This is a genomic window from Pseudomonas sp. S2_A10, assembly GCF_054668465.1.
Genome location: NZ_CP162773.1, coordinates 1,677,328 through 1,694,125, shown reverse-complemented (window position 1 = coordinate 1,694,125; position 16,798 = coordinate 1,677,328). Strand labels below are relative to the sequence as shown.

At 60.9% G+C, this 16,798-nt stretch carries 16 protein-coding genes and 3 pseudogenes; 13 read left to right on the top strand and 6 right to left on the bottom strand.

Features of this window, described 5'->3' with window-relative positions; translation table 11 throughout:
• The first annotated feature begins 75 nt into the window (after positions 1–75).
• The 3 genes from cyaY (at position 76) to rnk (ending at position 1,307) form a co-directional block, all read left to right on the top strand.
• Positions 76–408, top strand: a complete 333-nt coding sequence (gene cyaY / locus AB4N41_RS07845; RefSeq protein WP_056791639.1) for an iron donor protein CyaY — start codon at positions 76–78, stop codon at positions 406–408.
• A gap of 3 nt (positions 409–411) precedes the next feature.
• Positions 412–633, top strand: coding sequence for a DUF1289 domain-containing protein (locus AB4N41_RS07840; protein ID WP_076564524.1), 222 nt, complete (start codon positions 412–414; stop codon positions 631–633).
• Between the two features lie 254 nt (positions 634–887).
• The gene (gene rnk / locus AB4N41_RS07835; RefSeq protein ID WP_024014769.1) at positions 888–1,307 is read left to right on the top strand and encodes a nucleoside diphosphate kinase regulator; all 420 of its coding nucleotides are present in this window, start codon (positions 888–890) and stop codon (positions 1,305–1,307) included.
• A 9-nt stretch (positions 1,308–1,316) separates the two neighbouring features.
• On the opposite strand, the gene AB4N41_RS07830 is transcribed toward rnk, so the two are convergent.
• From AB4N41_RS07830 to AB4N41_RS07820, 3 genes and pseudogenes are all read right to left on the bottom strand, one after another.
• The gene (locus AB4N41_RS07830) at positions 1,317–4,160 is read right to left on the bottom strand and encodes a class I adenylate cyclase (protein WP_252877095.1); all 2,844 of its coding nucleotides are present in this window, start codon (positions 4,158–4,160) and stop codon (positions 1,317–1,319) included.
• 182 nt (positions 4,161–4,342) lie between these two features.
• On the bottom strand, positions 4,343–4,588 hold the full coding sequence (locus tag AB4N41_RS07825; protein WP_003229392.1) for a TIGR02647 family protein: 246 nt from the start codon (positions 4,586–4,588) through the stop codon (positions 4,343–4,345).
• A gap of 197 nt (positions 4,589–4,785) precedes the next feature.
• Positions 4,786–5,075 (bottom strand): annotated as a pseudogene (locus AB4N41_RS07820) (hypothetical protein).
• A 123-nt stretch (positions 5,076–5,198) separates the two neighbouring features.
• Between AB4N41_RS07820 and AB4N41_RS07815 the strand changes: the two are divergent.
• Positions 5,199–5,858 (top strand): glutathione S-transferase family protein, encoded by a 660-nt coding sequence (locus tag AB4N41_RS07815; protein ID WP_056791651.1) that lies wholly within the window; start codon positions 5,199–5,201, stop codon positions 5,856–5,858.
• Between the two features lie 127 nt (positions 5,859–5,985).
• Here AB4N41_RS07815 and argH read toward each other — a convergent pair whose 3' ends face one another.
• Entirely contained in the window at positions 5,986–7,380 is a 1,395-nt protein-coding gene (gene argH, locus AB4N41_RS07810; RefSeq protein WP_130901957.1) for an argininosuccinate lyase, read from the bottom strand.
• 317 nt (positions 7,381–7,697) lie between these two features.
• Here argH and AB4N41_RS07805 point away from each other — a divergent pair.
• The 8 genes and pseudogenes from AB4N41_RS07805 to AB4N41_RS07770 all read left to right on the top strand — a co-directional run.
• Positions 7,698–7,853: pseudogene (locus AB4N41_RS07805) on the top strand (sensor histidine kinase); the annotation flags it as partial.
• Entirely contained in the window at positions 7,850–8,596 is a 747-nt protein-coding gene (locus AB4N41_RS07800; RefSeq protein WP_016772598.1) for a LytR/AlgR family response regulator transcription factor, read from the top strand. The pseudogene AB4N41_RS07805 and the gene AB4N41_RS07800, both read left to right, overlap by 4 nt.
• A gap of 137 nt (positions 8,597–8,733) precedes the next feature.
• Complete coding sequence (gene hemC / locus AB4N41_RS07795; RefSeq protein ID WP_252877094.1) at positions 8,734–9,675, top strand: hydroxymethylbilane synthase; 942 nt, start codon at positions 8,734–8,736, stop codon at positions 9,673–9,675.
• Positions 9,672–10,370 (top strand): annotated as a pseudogene (locus AB4N41_RS07790) (uroporphyrinogen-III synthase); the annotation flags it as partial. The gene hemC and the pseudogene AB4N41_RS07790, both read left to right, overlap by 4 nt.
• An 84-nt stretch (positions 10,371–10,454) precedes the next feature.
• Positions 10,455–11,597, top strand: coding sequence for a uroporphyrinogen-III C-methyltransferase (locus AB4N41_RS07785; RefSeq protein WP_056791721.1), 1,143 nt, complete (start codon positions 10,455–10,457; stop codon positions 11,595–11,597).
• On the top strand, positions 11,594–12,832 hold the full coding sequence (locus tag AB4N41_RS07780; protein ID WP_252877093.1) for a heme biosynthesis protein HemY: 1,239 nt from the start codon (positions 11,594–11,596) through the stop codon (positions 12,830–12,832). Before AB4N41_RS07785 ends, AB4N41_RS07780 begins: the two co-directional genes overlap by 4 nt.
• Before the next feature lie 216 nt (positions 12,833–13,048).
• Positions 13,049–13,600 (top strand): disulfide bond formation protein B, encoded by a 552-nt coding sequence (locus AB4N41_RS07775; protein ID WP_041476921.1) that lies wholly within the window; start codon positions 13,049–13,051, stop codon positions 13,598–13,600.
• A 181-nt stretch (positions 13,601–13,781) separates the two neighbouring features.
• The gene (locus AB4N41_RS07770; protein ID WP_056791659.1) at positions 13,782–14,240 is read left to right on the top strand and encodes an Rsd/AlgQ family anti-sigma factor; all 459 of its coding nucleotides are present in this window, start codon (positions 13,782–13,784) and stop codon (positions 14,238–14,240) included.
• Between the two features lie 57 nt (positions 14,241–14,297).
• Here AB4N41_RS07770 and AB4N41_RS07765 read toward each other — a convergent pair whose 3' ends face one another.
• Positions 14,298–14,963: an FKBP-type peptidyl-prolyl cis-trans isomerase gene (locus AB4N41_RS07765; protein ID WP_095181262.1), complete on the bottom strand. Its 666-nt coding sequence runs from the start codon at positions 14,961–14,963 to the stop codon at positions 14,298–14,300.
• 192 nt (positions 14,964–15,155) lie between these two features.
• Here AB4N41_RS07765 and AB4N41_RS07760 point away from each other — a divergent pair, with 192 nt between their 5' ends.
• The gene (locus AB4N41_RS07760) at positions 15,156–16,334 is read left to right on the top strand and encodes an AlgP family protein (protein WP_252877092.1); all 1,179 of its coding nucleotides are present in this window, start codon (positions 15,156–15,158) and stop codon (positions 16,332–16,334) included.
• On the opposite strand, the gene AB4N41_RS07755 is transcribed toward AB4N41_RS07760, so the two are convergent.
• On the bottom strand, positions 16,331–16,792 hold the full coding sequence (locus tag AB4N41_RS07755) for a TIGR02444 family protein (RefSeq protein WP_236167753.1): 462 nt from the start codon (positions 16,790–16,792) through the stop codon (positions 16,331–16,333). The genes AB4N41_RS07760 and AB4N41_RS07755 overlap by 4 nt on opposite strands.
• Between the last annotated feature and the right edge of the window lie 6 nt (positions 16,793–16,798).

The window sequence follows — 16,798 nt, the reverse complement described above, 5'->3', positions numbered from 1 at the left end:
AATCTTTGCAATCGGTCGGCAGCGTCCGTATCTTTCGGCGCTTGAGCCTGATCAGACATTTTTGAGGTTGCCGCAATGAGTTTGTCCGAAGCCCGTTTCCACGATCTGGTCGATGCTACCCAGCAGACGCTGGAAGATATCTTTGATGACAGCGACCTGGATATCGACCTGGAGAGCTCGGCAGGTGTCTTGACCGTCAAGTTCGAAAATGGCTCGCAGCTGATCTTCAGCCGCCAGGAGCCGTTGCGTCAGCTGTGGCTGGCGGCCGTGTCCGGTGGTTTCCACTTCGACTACGACGAAGAAAGCGAGCGCTGGATGTGCGACAAGAGCGAAGAGCAATTGGGCGAAATGCTTCAGCGCCTCGTAAAGCAGCAGGCTGGCGCCGAATTCGATTTCGAAGGTCTGTGATTCGTGACGGATGCCGCGCCTGTTCGCCCGCCGAAACCGCTCTACAGCAACGTCAGCCCGGCGGTGCCTTCGCCGTGCACGGGCGTATGCCGACTGGACGAACAGAAAGTCTGTCTCGGCTGTGCGCGCCACGTCGAGGACATTCGCGAGTGGCGCTCGGCGGATGATCAGCGGCGCCGGGTGATTTGCCAGCAGGCTACCGCACGAAAATCCCAAGCCTGTTGATATCGTGGCGAGGGGATTTATCCCCGTTGGGTCGCGTAGCGGCCCCAAAATCTATACGGCTGCTGCGCAGCCGAACGGGGATAAATCCCCTCGCCACAAGGGTTTCACCCAGGCAAAAAAGGGCGTGACTTGTATATTTTTTGAGCTGTGATAGTGTCCGCGAACGCCTCAAACCACCGAGGCACGGTGAAAACCCCGTCTTTTTTGGCGGGGTTTTGCTTTTTTTGTGCAGAAGAAAGGAGTCTGCCTGGATCATGACCGCACCTTCCATCACCCTTACCCGTCTGGACGTGCAACGTCTGGAGCGCCTGATCGACAGCCTGAGCGACAAAGACCAGGCTGCGCCGGGCGTGATTGCGCTGCAAACCGAGCTGGACCGCGCCGATACCGTGGTCGGCCACGATGAAGTGCCCGCCGATGTCGTGACCATGAATTCCCGCGTGCATTGCCGCGAAGAAGGCAGTGGCAAGGATTACCACCTGACGCTGGTCTATCCCAAGGACGCCAACGCCGACGAAGGCAAAATTTCCATTCTGGCGCCGGTCGGCAGTGCGCTGCTGGGCCTGAAGGTCGGTCAGCATATCGATTGGCCGGCGCCGGGCGGCAAATCGCTGAAACTGACCTTGCTGGAAGTGGAATCGCAACCGGTCAACGGCGGCGCCTTTCCCGAATAAATCCCCGCTTCAAACCTGTTCGAGCGCTTCATTCAACGAGCGCTCCAGGTCCGCCTTGTAGCGCAGATACAGATTGCTTGAACTGTGCCCGTCACCGAGCAGACCCGACAGGTCGAGGTCGGTGATGTAGCAGCGATAACGCTCGGTCTCGCGACGCTGCTCGACGATCTCCCGGGCGACCACGCTGAACAACTGGTCGCCATGCTCCAGCTCGCTGAATTCCCGCTGATTGCAGTACAAGGTGACCTGCACTTCGCCGGGTGCGGCTTTGCCGATGATTGCCTGCACGTCGTAGAACGGTTTGTTCACCGGGGTCTGCGGTGCTGGTCGGGTTTCGACCCTGCGCGAGCGCCCCGGGCCTGACGGCAACAGCTGGTAATACAAAGTCTCGGGGCTGCCCGCAGGGCCACCGTCCATCGGCAATTGCGCTTCACGGCGGTACTGGATCGATTGCAGAAAACGCTGCAGCGGCACCAGCAGACTCTGCTCGTCGTGGTATGGCAGCTGCTGTTGCCACAGCGCATTGAATTCATCCAGCACGTACAGCTCCGCCTGCTGTTCGCTGATGCGATAGAACACCTGAATGCACTCCGGCTGACCCATCGGCAGGATCAGCGCGAGGTCGTGATCTTCCAGCGCCATCGGGTCGAGGTGCAGCGGGCTGTAGCGCGGTTGTTCTTCGCCCAGATAATCGAGCAGTGCCGGCAGGGTGGCGAGGGCGACATGGTTGACCTGACCCGGCACCAGCTCCAGCACGTGATAGTGCTGCTGCACCTGAATCAGGTAGCGGTGATTCAGCTCGCTGAGCAACAGGGTCTGCGCGGTGTCGACGATTTCTTCGACGCGGCGGGCAATGAATTGCGCGCGGTTGTGGCAGAAGCAGCGCACTTTCAGCGACGGCTGCACCGGGCCGCGCGGCAGGTTGTTGAGGTAATCGCGCAGGCAGTCGAGCAGCGCATGCGGGCCGTCGAAACGATTGACCAGCACTTCGTTCCAGCTGTTGAGCGTGACCTGATCGAGGGTCAGCACCAGGTTCTCGCGCACGCCGGCATAGCTCAGCGAGTCGGTGCGTTCGGTGGTCATCAAAATATTCAGATCACGGTGATGCTTGAGCGGATCGACGCCGACGTTGATCAGCAGCAGCACTTCGCTGGGCACGGCGGCGCGCAGCAAGGGCTCTTCGGCGACGGTGGACAAGGGCAGGGCGATGCACTGCTGCAGGCTGCCGAGCAGGTTGAACAGCTCGAACTCGCTCAAGTCGCTGGTGCCCGGATGCAGGGCCAGGCGGGTGCTGCTGTCGATCACGCCGTTGCGGTGGCACCAGGTCAGCAGTTCAAGTAGCTCGCGACTGCGCTTGATCGGCGCGAAATGTTCCCACTCCAGCGCCGTCAGGCTGCCGTTGTACAAACCCCACTGGGTCTGCCCCGGCTCCTTTTTGTTCGGCGACTGCACCAGGGTCAGGGTGTCTTCGGCCAGGTCCGGGGCGATGCCCGGATTGATGAACTCGACCTTGTCGGCCTTGCGCTCGAAAGCCGCATACAGGCGCCGGCCGAGCACATTGAGGTCGCGCTTGTTGATCAGGCTGACAGTCTGTTCGCTGCGGGCGAACTGGGTCAGGAAGCGATAGCTGTAGTTGAGTTCGTTGACCAGCGCGCGGCGCTCGGCGCTGACCTGGCGGACTTTCCACTGACTGCGGCTGTCGAGCAGCGCCAGTTGCCGCTGATCCCAGTGCCACTCGCCGGCCAGGCGTTCGAGCAGTGCGCGTTGCCAACCCTGGCTGCGGCTGTTGCCGGTGAGCTTGCGGTTGACCTTCAGATACAGCGCGCGGCGCACCAGCTCAAGACGCTCCGGTTCGTTGCGGGCGAGCAGGTATTCCTCGATACGCCGGTACACGACCATGTACGGGTCAAGCTCATCGAGATCGAGCTGATTGGCGAACACGGCTTTCTTGAAGCGCAGGCTCAGGCACTGCACTTGCGGATGTTCGCTGGCGTACACCTCGGTCAGCAGCAGTTTGAGCACCGACTTGTAGGGCGACTCGATGCCTTTGAACAACTGCCACAATCCGGCACCGATGAATTCCCCGGGCGGAATGGTCGCCATCGGCCCGAGATCCAGGGTTTCGTCGGCGCGAATAAAGCGTTTGGACAGCAGGGTGTGGGTGTAAGCGTCGTAGGCTGTTTCTTCATAGACTGGCACCAGCCACCAGATCGGCGTGCGCCCGGCCAGCCAGATCGCCGTGCGATAAAACTCGTCGAGCAGCAGATAGTGCTGGGTGCTGCCGCAGTTTTCCGAACTGAGCTGAGCATCACGTTCGCCTTTGACGAAGCGCGCCGGGTCGATCAGGAAGAAATGCGCTTCGGCACCCTGGCTCGCGGCCCAGGTTTCCAGCAACTGGCATTTCTTGCGTAGCTCGGCGAGTTCGCTTTCGCTCAGATCTGGGGCATGGCAGACCCACACATCCATGTCGCTCTGATCGGCCTGTGCCAGCGTGCCGAGGCTGCCCATCAGGAACAAACCGTGAATCGGTCGCGGCGGGTTGCTGCCATGGCGCGGTTTGTAAGAAAACGAGCGGGTCAGGCGCTGCGCCTCGGTCAGCGCATTGGCGTCCGGCTCATAATTCGAGAGACCGGCCGGCGTACTGCCCGAGACATAGCCGGGCAGCAACGGATGATTGACGTGAAAGAACAGCGGCAACAGCGTCAGCACGCTTTGCTGGCGCGTCGACAAACCTTCGAGGGCGCGGCCGAGGCGGCCTTCATTGAGTTTGAGAAAACGGGCGCGCAGTTGGCTGAGTACCTTGCGGTCGATGCCTTCGTCCAGGTCGGGGCGGATTTCGTGGGTGCGCGTCATGTCAGCTCAAACCGGCTTGCAGGCTCGGACGTAGAGGGTCTCGGAATGGCCGCAGTTTAGCCTCTGCGCAGCAGGAGGTTTAAGCTGAATTTGTTTTTTGACGTCAGATTTTCATCGGCAGTGATCAGGCTGGCCCGCGGAAATCCCGTGGCAGGAGTTTCCGTGGGCAAAGTCGGAAAAAGTCAGGCGGTTTCCTGCTCTCTCAGAATCGTCAGTACGGTCTGCACGTTTTGCGCGGCATCGCGGCCGAGGCTGGTCAGATAACCGCCATCGGGCTGGTCGGTGAGTTCTTTTTCGAAGAGGCGTTTGGCGGCGGCTATGTGTTTCGGGGCAGCGGTCTGATGAATTTTCAGACCTTCCTGGGAACTGTCCAGGTTGAAGAGTGCAAGGACTTCCAGTTCGGCAACCAACTCAGGGGTAAGCGACATAAGGACTCCAGACTTTCTAGGAATTGGACGACAGCGCCCCTAAGGTGAACCCGCTGGTGCAGCATGTCCAGTGCTCGGATCAGGGGATTTTGTCTTGAGGCGAATTCCAGTGTAGTCCGCATAAAAAAGATCGCAGCCTTCGGCAGCTCCTACAGGAGATTGGTGCAGGAGCTGCCGAAGGCTGCGATCTTTTGATTTTAGAGCTTTTCCGGTGGCAGCTCTGGCAATGCGCGCAAGGCCGCTTCATACCATTCGGTGTTGAACGCGCGGTCTTCATCGAGCATCGCGTCAATCTCATAGGCAAGCACGTGAGCCATGAGGTTGAGGATCTCTTCGCGCTCCATACCGACCAGAGTCAGCTTGTTCAATGTCGCCTTGGCCGCTGGGGGGTGTCGCTTTCGATTTGGTTCTCGATGGCTTCGATCAGCGTCGCTTCGGTGAATGCTTCTTCGTCGTCATCGTTGACGATATCTGTCGGCTCGCTCATGGCAGGCTCCTCAGGGAAAGGCGCCAGTTTACCCGCATTCAGCGGCGTGATGCTGCTGGCGGGAAACGTCGCGGCGATCTATAAACAGGCACTGCCCACCCCGCACGGCCTGGAGGCTCTGTGATGTTCAAGCTCTACGGATTTGCTGTCAGCAACTACTACAACATGGTCAAACTGGCGCTGCTGGAAAAAGGCCTGCCCTTCGAAGAGGTAACTTTCTATCCGGCGCAAACCCCGGAGTCACTGGCGATCAGCCCGCGCGGCAAGGTCCCGGTGCTGGGTGTCGACGCCGGTTATATCAACGAAACCGCGATCATCCTCGAATACCTCGAACAATCACAAAAGGGCACGCCGCTCCTGCCCAGCGATCCGTTCGAGCGCGCGCAGGTATTGGCGATTGCCAAGGAGATCGAGTTGTACATCGAGTTGCCGGGGCGTGCCTGCTATGGCGAGGCGTTTTTCGGTATGACGTTGCCGGAGGCGATCAAGGAGAAGACCCGGACCGAGCTGCTGCTGGGCTTCGCCGCGCTGGGCCGTCATGGCCAGTTCGCCCCGTATGTGGCGGGTGACAGCCTGAGCATTGCCGATTTGTATTTCCTCTACAGCGTGCCGCTGGCCTGTGCGGTCGGGCAGAAGCTGTTCGGGATTGATCTGCTGGCCGAGATGCCGCAGGCGAAGGCGCTGCTGGAGCGGTTAGAGCAGAATCCGCACGTGCAGAAGATTGCGGCGGATAAAGACGCGGCGATGCCGGCGTTTTTGGCGATGATTGCTGCCAAAAAGTGAATTATATAGCGCTCTGAAGGACGCCTTCGCGAGCAGGCTCGCTCCCACATTGAGTCGGTGGTGAACACAATTTTGTGAACATCCAGAATCCCGGTGGGAGCGAGCCTGCTCGCGAAGCTCTTGGCTTTTAGCGGCTGGCGATTAGGGCCTGACCGCGCGCCACCGCAGCCCTGACCTGCGCCGGCGCAGTCCCGCCGATATGATCGCGGGCATTCACCGAGCCTTCCAGGGTCAGCACGGCAAACACGTCCTGCTCGATCTGATCGCTGAACTGACGCAGTTCTTCGAGGCTCATCTCGGCCAGATCCTTGCCGGTGTCGACGCCGTATTTCACCGCGTGGCCAACGATTTCATGGCAATCACGGAACGGCAGGCCACGGCGCACCAGATAATCCGCCAGGTCAGTCGCAGTGGAGAAACCGCGCAGTGCCGCTTCACGCATGATCGCGTGTTTCGGCTTGATCGCCGGGATCATGTCGGCAAACGCGCGCAGCGAATCGCGCAGGGTGTCGGCGGCGTCGAACAGCGGCTCCTTGTCTTCCTGATTGTCCTTGTTGTAGGCCAGCGGCTGGCCCTTCATCAGGGTCAGCAGGCCCATCAGCGCGCCGAAGACGCGGCCGGTCTTGCCGCGTACCAGTTCGGGCACGTCAGGGTTTTTCTTCTGCGGCATGATCGAGCTGCCAGTGCAGAAACGATCCGGCAGATCGATGAACTGGAACTGCGCGCTGGTCCACAGCACCAGCTCTTCGGAGAAGCGCGACAGGTGCATCATCGCGATGCTCGCGGCCGAGCAGAATTCGATGGCGAAGTCGCGATCGGAAACGTTGTCCAGCGAGTTGCCGCCGACGGCGTCGAAGCCGAGCAGTTGCGCGGTGTATTCGCGGTCGATCGGGTAGGTGGTGCCGGCCAGCGCGGCGCTGCCCAATGGCATGCGGTTGGTGCGCTTGCGGCAGTCGACCAGACGCTCGTAGTCGCGGCTGAGCATTTCGAACCAGGCCAGCATGTGGTGCCCGAAAGTTACCGGCTGCGCGGTCTGCAAGTGGGTGAAGCCCGGCATGATGCTTGCGGCCTCACGCTCGGCTTGCTCCAGCAGGCCTTTTTGCAGGCGGGTGATCTCGGCGAGGATCAGGTCGATTTCATCGCGCAGCCACAGGCGGATGTCGGTGGCGACCTGGTCGTTGCGGCTGCGCCCGGTGTGGAGCTTTTTACCGGTGACGCCGATGCGGTCGGTCAGGCGTGCTTCGATGTTCATGTGCACGTCTTCGAGGTCGACGCGCCAGTCGAACTGGCCGGCCTCGATTTCGCCCTGAATGGTCTTCAGGCCATCGATGATGCTGTCGCGCTCGGCATCGGTCAGCACGCCGACCTTGGCCAGCATGGTGGCGTGGGCGATCGAGCCCATGATGTCGTGGCGATACAGGCGCTGGTCGAAAGTGACGGAGGCGGTGAAGCGGGCGACGAAGGCGTCGACGGGTTCACTGAAGCGGCCGCCCCAGGACTGATTGGTCTTGTCAGTGCTCATGAATTCGCTCGTATCGGCTTGAAGAAATGGCGTGAAACGCTGGCGCGGATAATAACAGGGTTGCCAATCCTGTCGCTGACACCGGTCGATACGTTTTTTCGCGGATGTGTCAGGCATGTCCGGCGCGGTCTGCAAGGAATTTACAAAAGGATATTTTTTGATTGAGCAATATCGTTCCGACGAACGTCTACAGTGGACATAAGGGTCGGTGCGAATGCGGATCATGCAAAGGTCCGGCCACTGGCTATAAGAAGAGGGGGCGGGTGAGTTGTACAACGGTCACCCACCGCGAGAAACGCAGGAAACACTGGGCTCTGAGCCGTTCGACCCGGACGCTGGCAAATATTGCTGGCCGACGTACGGCACTTTTTGGCGCTCGGGCTAGTCTTAGCGTGGATCGCGGTGACGGAGGTCACTACACCTGTCTACGCTATCCTTGTGCGAGACTCACGCAGGAATCCAGCGCAATATGAATGTCCTGATCGTTGATGACGAACCCCTGGCTCGCGAGCGCCTAAGCCGTATGGTGAGCGAGCTCGAGGGTTACACAGTCCTGGAGCCCAGTGCCACGAATGGCGAGGAGGCGTTAGCGCTGATCGACAGCCACAAGCCGGATATCGTGCTGCTCGATATCCGCATGCCGGGCCTCGATGGCCTGCAGGTTGCTGCCCGACTGTGCGAACGAGAGACGCCGCCGGCCGTGGTGTTTTGCACCAGTCCCGATGAATTTGCCGTGGAAGCCCTGCAGGCCAGCGCCGTGGGCTATGTGGTGAAACCTGTGCGAACCGAACACTTGAATGAAGCCCTGAAGCGGGCTGAACGTCCCAACCGGGCGCAACTCTCGGCCCTGACCCGTCCCGCTGCCGAAAGTGGCAACGGCCCACGCAGCCACATCAGCGCACGGACCCGTAAAGGCATCGAGCTGATTCCGCTGGATCAGGTGGTCTACTTCATCGCCGACCACAAATACGTGACCCTGCGTCATGAAGCCGGCGAGGTGCTGCTCGACGAACCCCTCAAAGCCCTCGAAGACGAATTCGGCGAACGCTTTGTGCGTATCCACCGCAACGCGCTGGTCGCTCGCGACCGCATCGAGCGCTTGCAACGCACACCACTGGGACATTTCCAGTTGTTCCTCAAAGGCCTCAATGGCGATGCGCTGATTGTCAGTCGGCGGCATGTTGCCGGTGTGCGCAAGATGATGCAGGGGCTGTGACCCGGTCTTCGCCGGGCCTTTCGAGTTCTTTTACCCGGCATGGCAGGCCAGGGAGGCCGCGCCGGTTCTGATTCAGGTCAAAGTGAAATTGGCTGAGCTGTTATTATCCGCCGTATCTATTCAGTACGGATTGTTCCATGTCCCCTCGCGAAATCCGCATCGCCACCCGTAAAAGTGCGCTGGCCCTCTGGCAGGCCGAATACGTCAAAGCCCGTCTCGAGGCGGCCCACCCGGGCCTGCTGGTGACGCTGGTGCCCATGGTCAGTCGCGGTGACAAGCTGCTCGACTCGCCACTGTCGAAGATCGGCGGCAAGGGCCTGTTCGTCAAGGAACTGGAAACCGCGCTGCTGGAAAACGAAGCTGATATCGCCGTGCATTCGATGAAAGACGTGCCGATGGACTTCCCGCAAGGCTTGGGTCTGTTTTGCATCTGCGAGCGTGAAGACCCGCGCGATGCTTTCGTCTCCAACACCTACGCCAGTCTTGAAGGGCTGCCTACCGGTGCCATCGTCGGCACCTCGAGCCTGCGTCGGCAGACGCAATTGCTGGCGCGTCGCCCGGATCTGCAGATCCGGTTCCTGCGTGGCAACGTCAACACCCGTCTGGCCAAGCTCGACGCCGGCGAGTACGACGCGATCATCCTCGCCGCTGCCGGCCTGATCCGCCTGGGTTTCGAAGAGCGCATCACATCGGCGATCAGTGTCGATGACAGCCTGCCGGCCGGTGGCCAGGGCGCGGTCGGCATCGAATGCCGCAGCGCCGACCACGAAATCCACGCCTTGCTCGCGCCTTTGCATCACGCCGATACCGCTTCGCGGGTGAATGCGGAACGCGCCCTCAACAAACATTTGAACGGCGGCTGCCAAGTGCCGATCGCCTGCTACGCCGTGCTTGAAGGCGAGCAGTTGTGGTTGCGCGGTCTGGTCGGTGAGCCGAGCGGTGGCAAGCTTCTCAGTGCCCAAGCCCGGGCGCCGCGTGCCGACGCGGAAACCTTGGGTGTGCAGGTCGCTGAAGACTTGCTCAAGCAAGGCGCTGACGACATTCTCAAAGCTGTCTACGGCGAGGCGGGTCACGAGTGACAGCCTGGCGCCTGCTGCTGACGCGCCCGGCAGACGACTGCGCGGCGCTGGCCGAACAGCTGGCCGGGCACGGGATTTTCAGCAGTTGTCTGCCGCTTTTGGACATTGTTCCGCTGCCGGTCTCTGACACTATTCGCCAAGCGATTTCGCGATTGCCCGCTTGCAGCGCAGTGATCGTGGTCAGCAAACCGGCGGCGCGGATCGCGGTGGACTTGCTCAAGTCTGAAGGTGCGCCGCCATTGAGCATGCCGTGGTTCAGCGTCGGCGCGGCGACCGCAGGCATTCTTCGCGAACACGGTCTCGATGTGAGCTTTCCGGTTGACGGCGATGACAGTGAAGCCTTGTTGCAATTGCCGCGTCTGCGCGAGGCGGTCAGCCAGCCCGGCGCGCAGGTGATGATCCTGCGCGGCGAGGGCGGTCGTGAACTGCTCGCCGAGCGCCTGCGCGCGCTTGGTGCTAGTGTCGAGTATCTGGAGTTGTATCGCCGTGAACTGCCAGCCTATCCGCTGAACGAGCTGCCACGGCGGATCGAAGCGGAACGCTTGAACGGGCTGGTGGTCAGCAGTGGACAGGGTTTCGAGCACCTGCGGCAGATGGCCGGCGATGCCTGGCCGAAGATCGCGCCGTTGCCGTTGTTTGTTCCAAGTCCGAGAGTCGCCGAGCTGGCACGTGCCGCCGGGGCTCAAACAGTTGTGGATTGCCGCGGCGCGAGTGCCGCGGCTTTGCTGACGGCGTTACGGGAATGTCCCGTGCCGTTTTCTAATGCAAAGGATGGATACGTGAGCGAAACAGCCTTGCCAAAAGATGACGTCCAGCCTGCGCTCGATGCCCAGGTTGAAACTCCACCACCGGCCAAAGAGCCGCGCCGAGGCAATGGACTGGCAATTGTCGCCCTGCTGCTCGGCGCCGCCGGTGTCGCCATTGGCGGCTGGGGTGTCTGGCAGGTGCGCCACCTGCAGAACAACACGCAGCAACAGTCGAGTCAGGTGCAGGCGCTGAACGATCAGGCGCAGAGTCTGAAGCTCAACGAACAGCGTCTGACCGAACGCCTGGCGCAGCTGCCCGGTGCTGACGAGCTCGCCGAGCGCCAGCGTCTGGTCACGCAATTGCAGGGCGATCAGCAGCGCCTCAATCAACGTCTGGAAACCGTCCTCGGCGCCAGCCGCAAGGACTGGCGTCTGGCCGAGGCCGAACACTTGCTGCGTCTGGCCAGCCTGCGCCTTTCAGCGCTGCAGGACATCAGCAGCGCCCAGGCACTGGTGCAGGGCGCCGATGAAATTCTCCGTGAGCAGAACGATCCGGGTTCCTTCGCCGCGCGCGAGCAAGTGGCGAAAACCCTGGTCGCCTTGCGCAGCACCGAACAGCCGGATCGCACCGGGCTGTTCCTGCGTCTCGGCGCGCTGCGCGATCAGGTCATCGACCTCACCGAGCTGGCGCCGGAGTACAAGGATCGCGGCGAGTCCCTGCTGGGGCTGACCGCCGATGGCGATGGCGCCGGTCGCTGGGCGCAGTGGTGGGACAAGGTGTCGCGCTATATCCGCATCGATTTCAACGCTGACAAAAACGTCAAACCGCTGCTGGCCGGGCAAAGCCTGAGCCAGGTGCGCCTGGCCCTGAGCCTGGCGCTGGAGCAAGCGCAGTGGGCGGCGCTCAACGGTCAGGCGGCGGTGTACACCCAGGCGCTGGCCGAGGCACGCGATGTGCTCAAGGGCAATTTCAACCCGGACAATCCGCAAAGCAAAGTCATGCTGGAACAGGTCTCCGAGCTGAGCAAGGAACCGGTCACCGTCAAGACGCCGGATCTGACCGGCACCTTGAGTGCGGTGCAGGGGTATCTGGAGCGGCGTAACGTCAATGCTGAAGAATCGGTGAAACCGTTCGCCAAGCCTGCCGCCAATGCTGCGCAGGAGGCGACCCCATGAAGCGCCTCTATGTAATCGTGTTTCTGGTCATCGCCGCGACGGCAGCGCTGGGCCTGGCGATTGCCGAGCATTCCGGTTACGTGCTGGTGGCGTACAAGAGCTTCCGCTACGAATCGAGCCTGTGGGCGACCTTGGCGCTGATAGCGGTGCTGTGGCTGCTGTTCTGGGGCATCAAGGTGCTGGTCGAGCTGGTGATGACCTCAACCGGCGTGGTCAATCCGTGGTCGCGACGCAATCGCAGCCGCCGCGTGCAAGTGGCGATCGAGCACGGGCAGCTGGATCTGGCTGAAGGTCGCTGGGCCAGCGCGCAACGGCATCTGACCCGCGCGGCGGAAGCCGAGCGCCAGCCATTGCTTTATTACCTCGGCGCCGCACGTGCGGCGAACGAGCAAGGCCAGTACGAAGAAAGCGATCGTTTGCTCGAGCGTGCGCTGGAGCGTCAGCCGCAAGCCGAATTGGCAATTGCCCTCAGTCACGCACAACTGCAAACCGATCGTGGCGACACCGACGGTGCGCTGGTGACCTTGCAGGCAATGCATGAGCGGCATCCGCGCAGCGCGCAGACGTTGCGTCAATTGCAACGTCTGCATCAGCAGCGTGGCGAATGGTCGGCGGTGATTCGTTTGCTGCCTGAGTTGCGCAAGGACAAAGTGCTGCCGCCAGCAGAACTGGCCGAGCTCGAACGGCGCGCCTGGGGTGAGAACCTCTCGCTGGCAGCGCATCGTGAAGAAGACGGTACGGTGGGTCTGCAATCGCTCAAGCGGGCGTGGGAACAGCTGACTTCGGCGCAGCGTCAGGAAGCACCTTTGGTACTGGCCTATGCCGAGCAATTGCGCCAGCTGGGCGCTCAGGTCGAGGCCGAAGAGGTCCTGCGAGCAGCGCTCAAGCGCAAATACGACAGCCATCTGGCGCGGCTTTATGGTCTGGTTCGTGGCAGTGATCCTGCGCGTCAGTTGCAGACGGCCGAAGGCTGGCTCAAGGAGCACCCGGCCGATCCGAGCCTGCTGCTGACCCTTGGACGCCTGTGTCTGCAAACCAGCCTTTGGGGCAAGGCCCGTGACTATCTGGAAAGCAGTCTGCGCGTGCAGCGCAATCCGGAGACCTGTGCGGAGTTGGCCCGTCTGCTTGCACAGCTTGGCGATACCGAGCGCAGCAATCAGTTGTTCCAGGAAGGTCTGGGGCTGCTTGATGAGCGCCTGCTGGCGGCGCCTCTGCCAGTCCCGGCGAAGGTCTGAAAAGCGAGGGAGGATGCTCCCTCGTGAACTTCGATGACCGAAAATTCCCCTTCTTTGCGCTCGAGAGACAAAGTCCTACAAAGCGCTTCACCGTTTCCTATCGAGCCTGTCGGGTTTTCCCTACACCTGTGGTGAACTGTCGCCAGGCCCTTGCCTTGAAAGGCTGACACGCTTTCCTCTACCGTAACCGTCTGTCTCTACTGTTACGGAAAAGCCATGTCGTTGGCCTGCTCACGCTCCTTGTTCTTCATGGCTTTCATTGCGGGGGCCTTTGCTCTGGGAGCTTCCTATTACCTCGAATACGCGGTCGGACTGACGCCTTGCAGTCTGTGCCTGGTGCAGCGGTTGTTCCTCACATTGCTGTGCATCGGCTGCGGCGTGGCGGCGGTGCATGGCCCCCGGCGCGTTGGCTTATGGTGGTACTGGCTGTTTGCGCTCGGCGCCAGTCTGGGGGGAACCACCGCTGCGTGGCGGCAGGTGTTGATTCAGAGTGACTCCATGCTGCAACTGGTCAAATGCTCGCCCACCGTGGAGTCACTGTTCAGCGAACTGCCGTGGATCTGCGCCTTGCAACGGATGTTCAACGGCGGCGCTGATTGTGCGGATATTTCCTGGACACTGTTCGATTTGAGCATCCCCGAATGGAGCCTGCTGTTTTTTGTCGGTGTGTCGATCCTTGCGGTTTATCAGTTGCTGCGTCTGATCTGGAGTGCTCTGCAACGACCGGTCAGCGACGAAGCGTCGCACCACATGCTGGTCAGGGATTAAACACTTGTATGAACTTTATCTCCTGCGTACCTTGAAGCCATAGGCGTGCGGGCATAATCTGGCCGGCACGTGTCATTGGATTTATGTTGCTCGATGACGCTCTGCCCGATCGTCCACCAGTCAAATCAGAACAGGGGCGCGGGTGTAGAGCAGCATGACCCACAAGGGAAGAGAGATCGCCATGCTCGAAAGTTGTCAGAATGCTCAGGAACGTTGGGGTGGGGTTCATCTGCTGATCGACCGCTGGTTGCAGGAGCGTGAAGAGCTGATCGTCGCCTACGACAAGCTCGGTGCGCAGCCTGATTCGCTGTCCGAAAGCCGCAAACCCTTATTGGAGTTCTGCGGTGTACTGGTCGATTACGTATCGGCGGGTCACTTCGAAATCTATGAACAGCTGACCGGCGAAGCCAAGGCGTTCAACGACAAGCGCGGCCTGGAACTCGCCGAGACCATCTACCCGCGCATCGACGTCATTACCGAGAAGCTGCTCGCATTCAATGATCTGTGCGACGAAGGCAAATGCGTTGCGGAGAAATTCAAGGAATTGGGCGGCTTGCTGCATGAGCGCTTTGAACTTGAGGATTGCCTGATCGAAGTGCTGCACACGGCACACAAGGAAGAATATTCGGTTCAGGCCTGATCCACGTCCTTCATGAAAAACGGTGCGCCCGCAAGCGCACCGTTTTTTTATGCCTGATCAGCTCGTCGCACCACGCAACTCCACTTCAAAAACCAGAGGCGTGAACGGCGCAATCAGGTCGCCGGCACCGTCGGCGCCATAGGCCTGATCCGATGGAATCACCAGCCGCCATTTCGCCCCCACCGGCATGTTCTGCAAGGCGGTGCGCCAACCGGCAATCACGCTGTCGAGGTTGAACCATTGCGGCTGGGTGTTCTGATCGAACACGGTGCCGTCCGGCAGCTTGCCGACATACAGCACCTGCACTTTGCCGTCCGGGCCGGCCTTGGTGCCAGTGCCCGGAACCAGTTCAGTCAGGAGGATGCCATCGGCCAGTTCCTTCACCCCCGGTTTGGCTTTTTCTGTGCTGAGAAAGCGTTGCTCGTTTTCCATCGCAGCATCGCTCGACTGCCGTGAAGCCTGCTCGGCATTTTGCGATTCATGGTCGGCCAGAATCTGTTCGATACGCGCTTCACTCAGCGCCAGTGGCTTGCCCTGATATGCCTGTTGCAGACCTTCGATCAGCGCCTGAATCTGCAATTGGGGCACCTCCTGGCGCAGCCGTTCGCCGAGGCTGGCACCGAGGCTGTAAGCCAGATCATGAGCATCGTTCGCCGTGGTTTTTTCATCGGCATACGCCGCCGAAAAAAACACGCAGAGGGACAAAATAAAGTAGCGCGACATGGGCACTCTCCGACCTGAGATGCGGGGGATTATGCCAGTGCAAACGTCTGCATCGGTGAACTGCTTTTTCCTCGGCGCAGAACATTTCGGCTGCGGTGCAACGCAACGGTGCAGATACTGTCAACATGCCCTAGCGGCGGTATCAGCAGAGGTCTAGTATGAGCCGCACTCACGTCAGCCAGGAGGTAAACCATGTCGGCCACCAAGAAGCCTGTAAATACTCCGTTGCACTTACTCCAACAATTGTCGGGCAGCCTGCTCGAGCATTTGGAAAACGCTTGCTCGCAAGCCTTGGCTGATGCTGAAAAACTGCTCGCCAAGCTGGAAAAACAGCGTGGCAAGGCGCAGGAAAAACTGCACAAATCGCGCACCAAGTTGCAGGACGCCGCCACTGCCGGCAAAGCCAAGGCTCAGAACAAAGCCAAGTCTTCCGTGAAAGAACTCGAAGACCTGCTGGACGCTTTGAAAGATCGTCAGTCCGAAACCCGCAGCTACATTCTGCAACTCAAGCGCGATGCTCAGGAAAGCCTGAAACTGGCCCAGGGTGTTGGCCGCGTTCAGGAAGCAGTGGGCAAAGTTCTGTCGTCGCGTTCGGCCAAACCGGCAGCAGCACCAGCGAAGAAAGTCGCTGCTAAACCTGCTGCAAGCAAAGCCCCGGCGAAGACCGCTGCGGCGAAACCTGCTGTTGCGAAAACCGCCACCAAACCAGCGGCCAAGGCGCCAGTGAAAGCGGCTGCCAAACCAGCGGCGAAAACTGCAGCGAAGAAGCCGGCGGCGAGCGCGGCAAAACCGGCGGCTAAAACCACCGCAGCCAAACCTGCTGCAGCCAGGCCAGCAGTGAAAGCCACCCCTGCCAAAGCCGCTGCAAAACCGGCCGCGAGCAAAGCTGCACCGGCGAAAACCGCAGCCGCCAAACCTGCTGCCAAAGCAGCAGCGAAACCAGCAGCAAAACCTGCTGCCAAGACTGCCGCTGCGAAGCCTGCTGCCAGGACTGCGGCCAAGCCGGCCGGCGCCAAACCTGCTGCGAAAGTGACGGTAAAACCGGCTGCCAAACCAGCCGCAACATCGGCAGCAAAACCTGCGGCAAAAACCGCTGCGAAACCGGCCGCCAAGCCTGCTGCCAAGCCTGCGACCGCTGCTGCAAAACCGGCCGCCAAGCCAGCCGCAAAACCAGCGGTGAAAAAGCCTGCAGCTGCCAAACCAGCCGCGACCAAACCGGCCACCGCTCCAGCGGCCAAGCCTGTCACTGCCGCTACCCCGGCTGCTCCAGCTGCGTCGGCACCGTCGTCCGCCGCCCACTCGACCCCTTCGACTGCGCCAGCGCCAGCTGCTTCGTCGAACGTCAGCAGCACCCCGACCAGCGCTTCCTAAGTGCCGGTTGCCGCGACGCGCAGCACTTGCAGCGCGTCGCGGTTCAGGCTGGCGGCATTGCCGGCCAGGTCTTCAAGCCAGGTCACCGAACCTGCATCGTTGCGCGTCCACTCCTGCGCCACACCTTCAAGGCGTGAAAGCAAGGTGCGCTCAGCTTCAAGCTCCAGTGATTTGATCTGCTCGCGCATGCCGGCCACCACCGCATCGTCGATGGCCCGCGCTTTCCATTGCAGGCGCAGGGTTCGCAGCGGCTGCACCACTTCGATATCCCATGGCGCGGTGAGAGCCTTGAGCAGGCGTACGCGCGGCTGATCGCAGGCCACCGCGCGCTGCTCCAGCCACAAACCGCACAGCAGCAGGCAGACATTGGCGCCCGCCGTTTGCAATTGCAGGCAGGCATCTTCCACACCCGGGCGGGCGTAGACATCAAGGGCAAAGCTCCACAGGTCAGAGGACATCGTGCT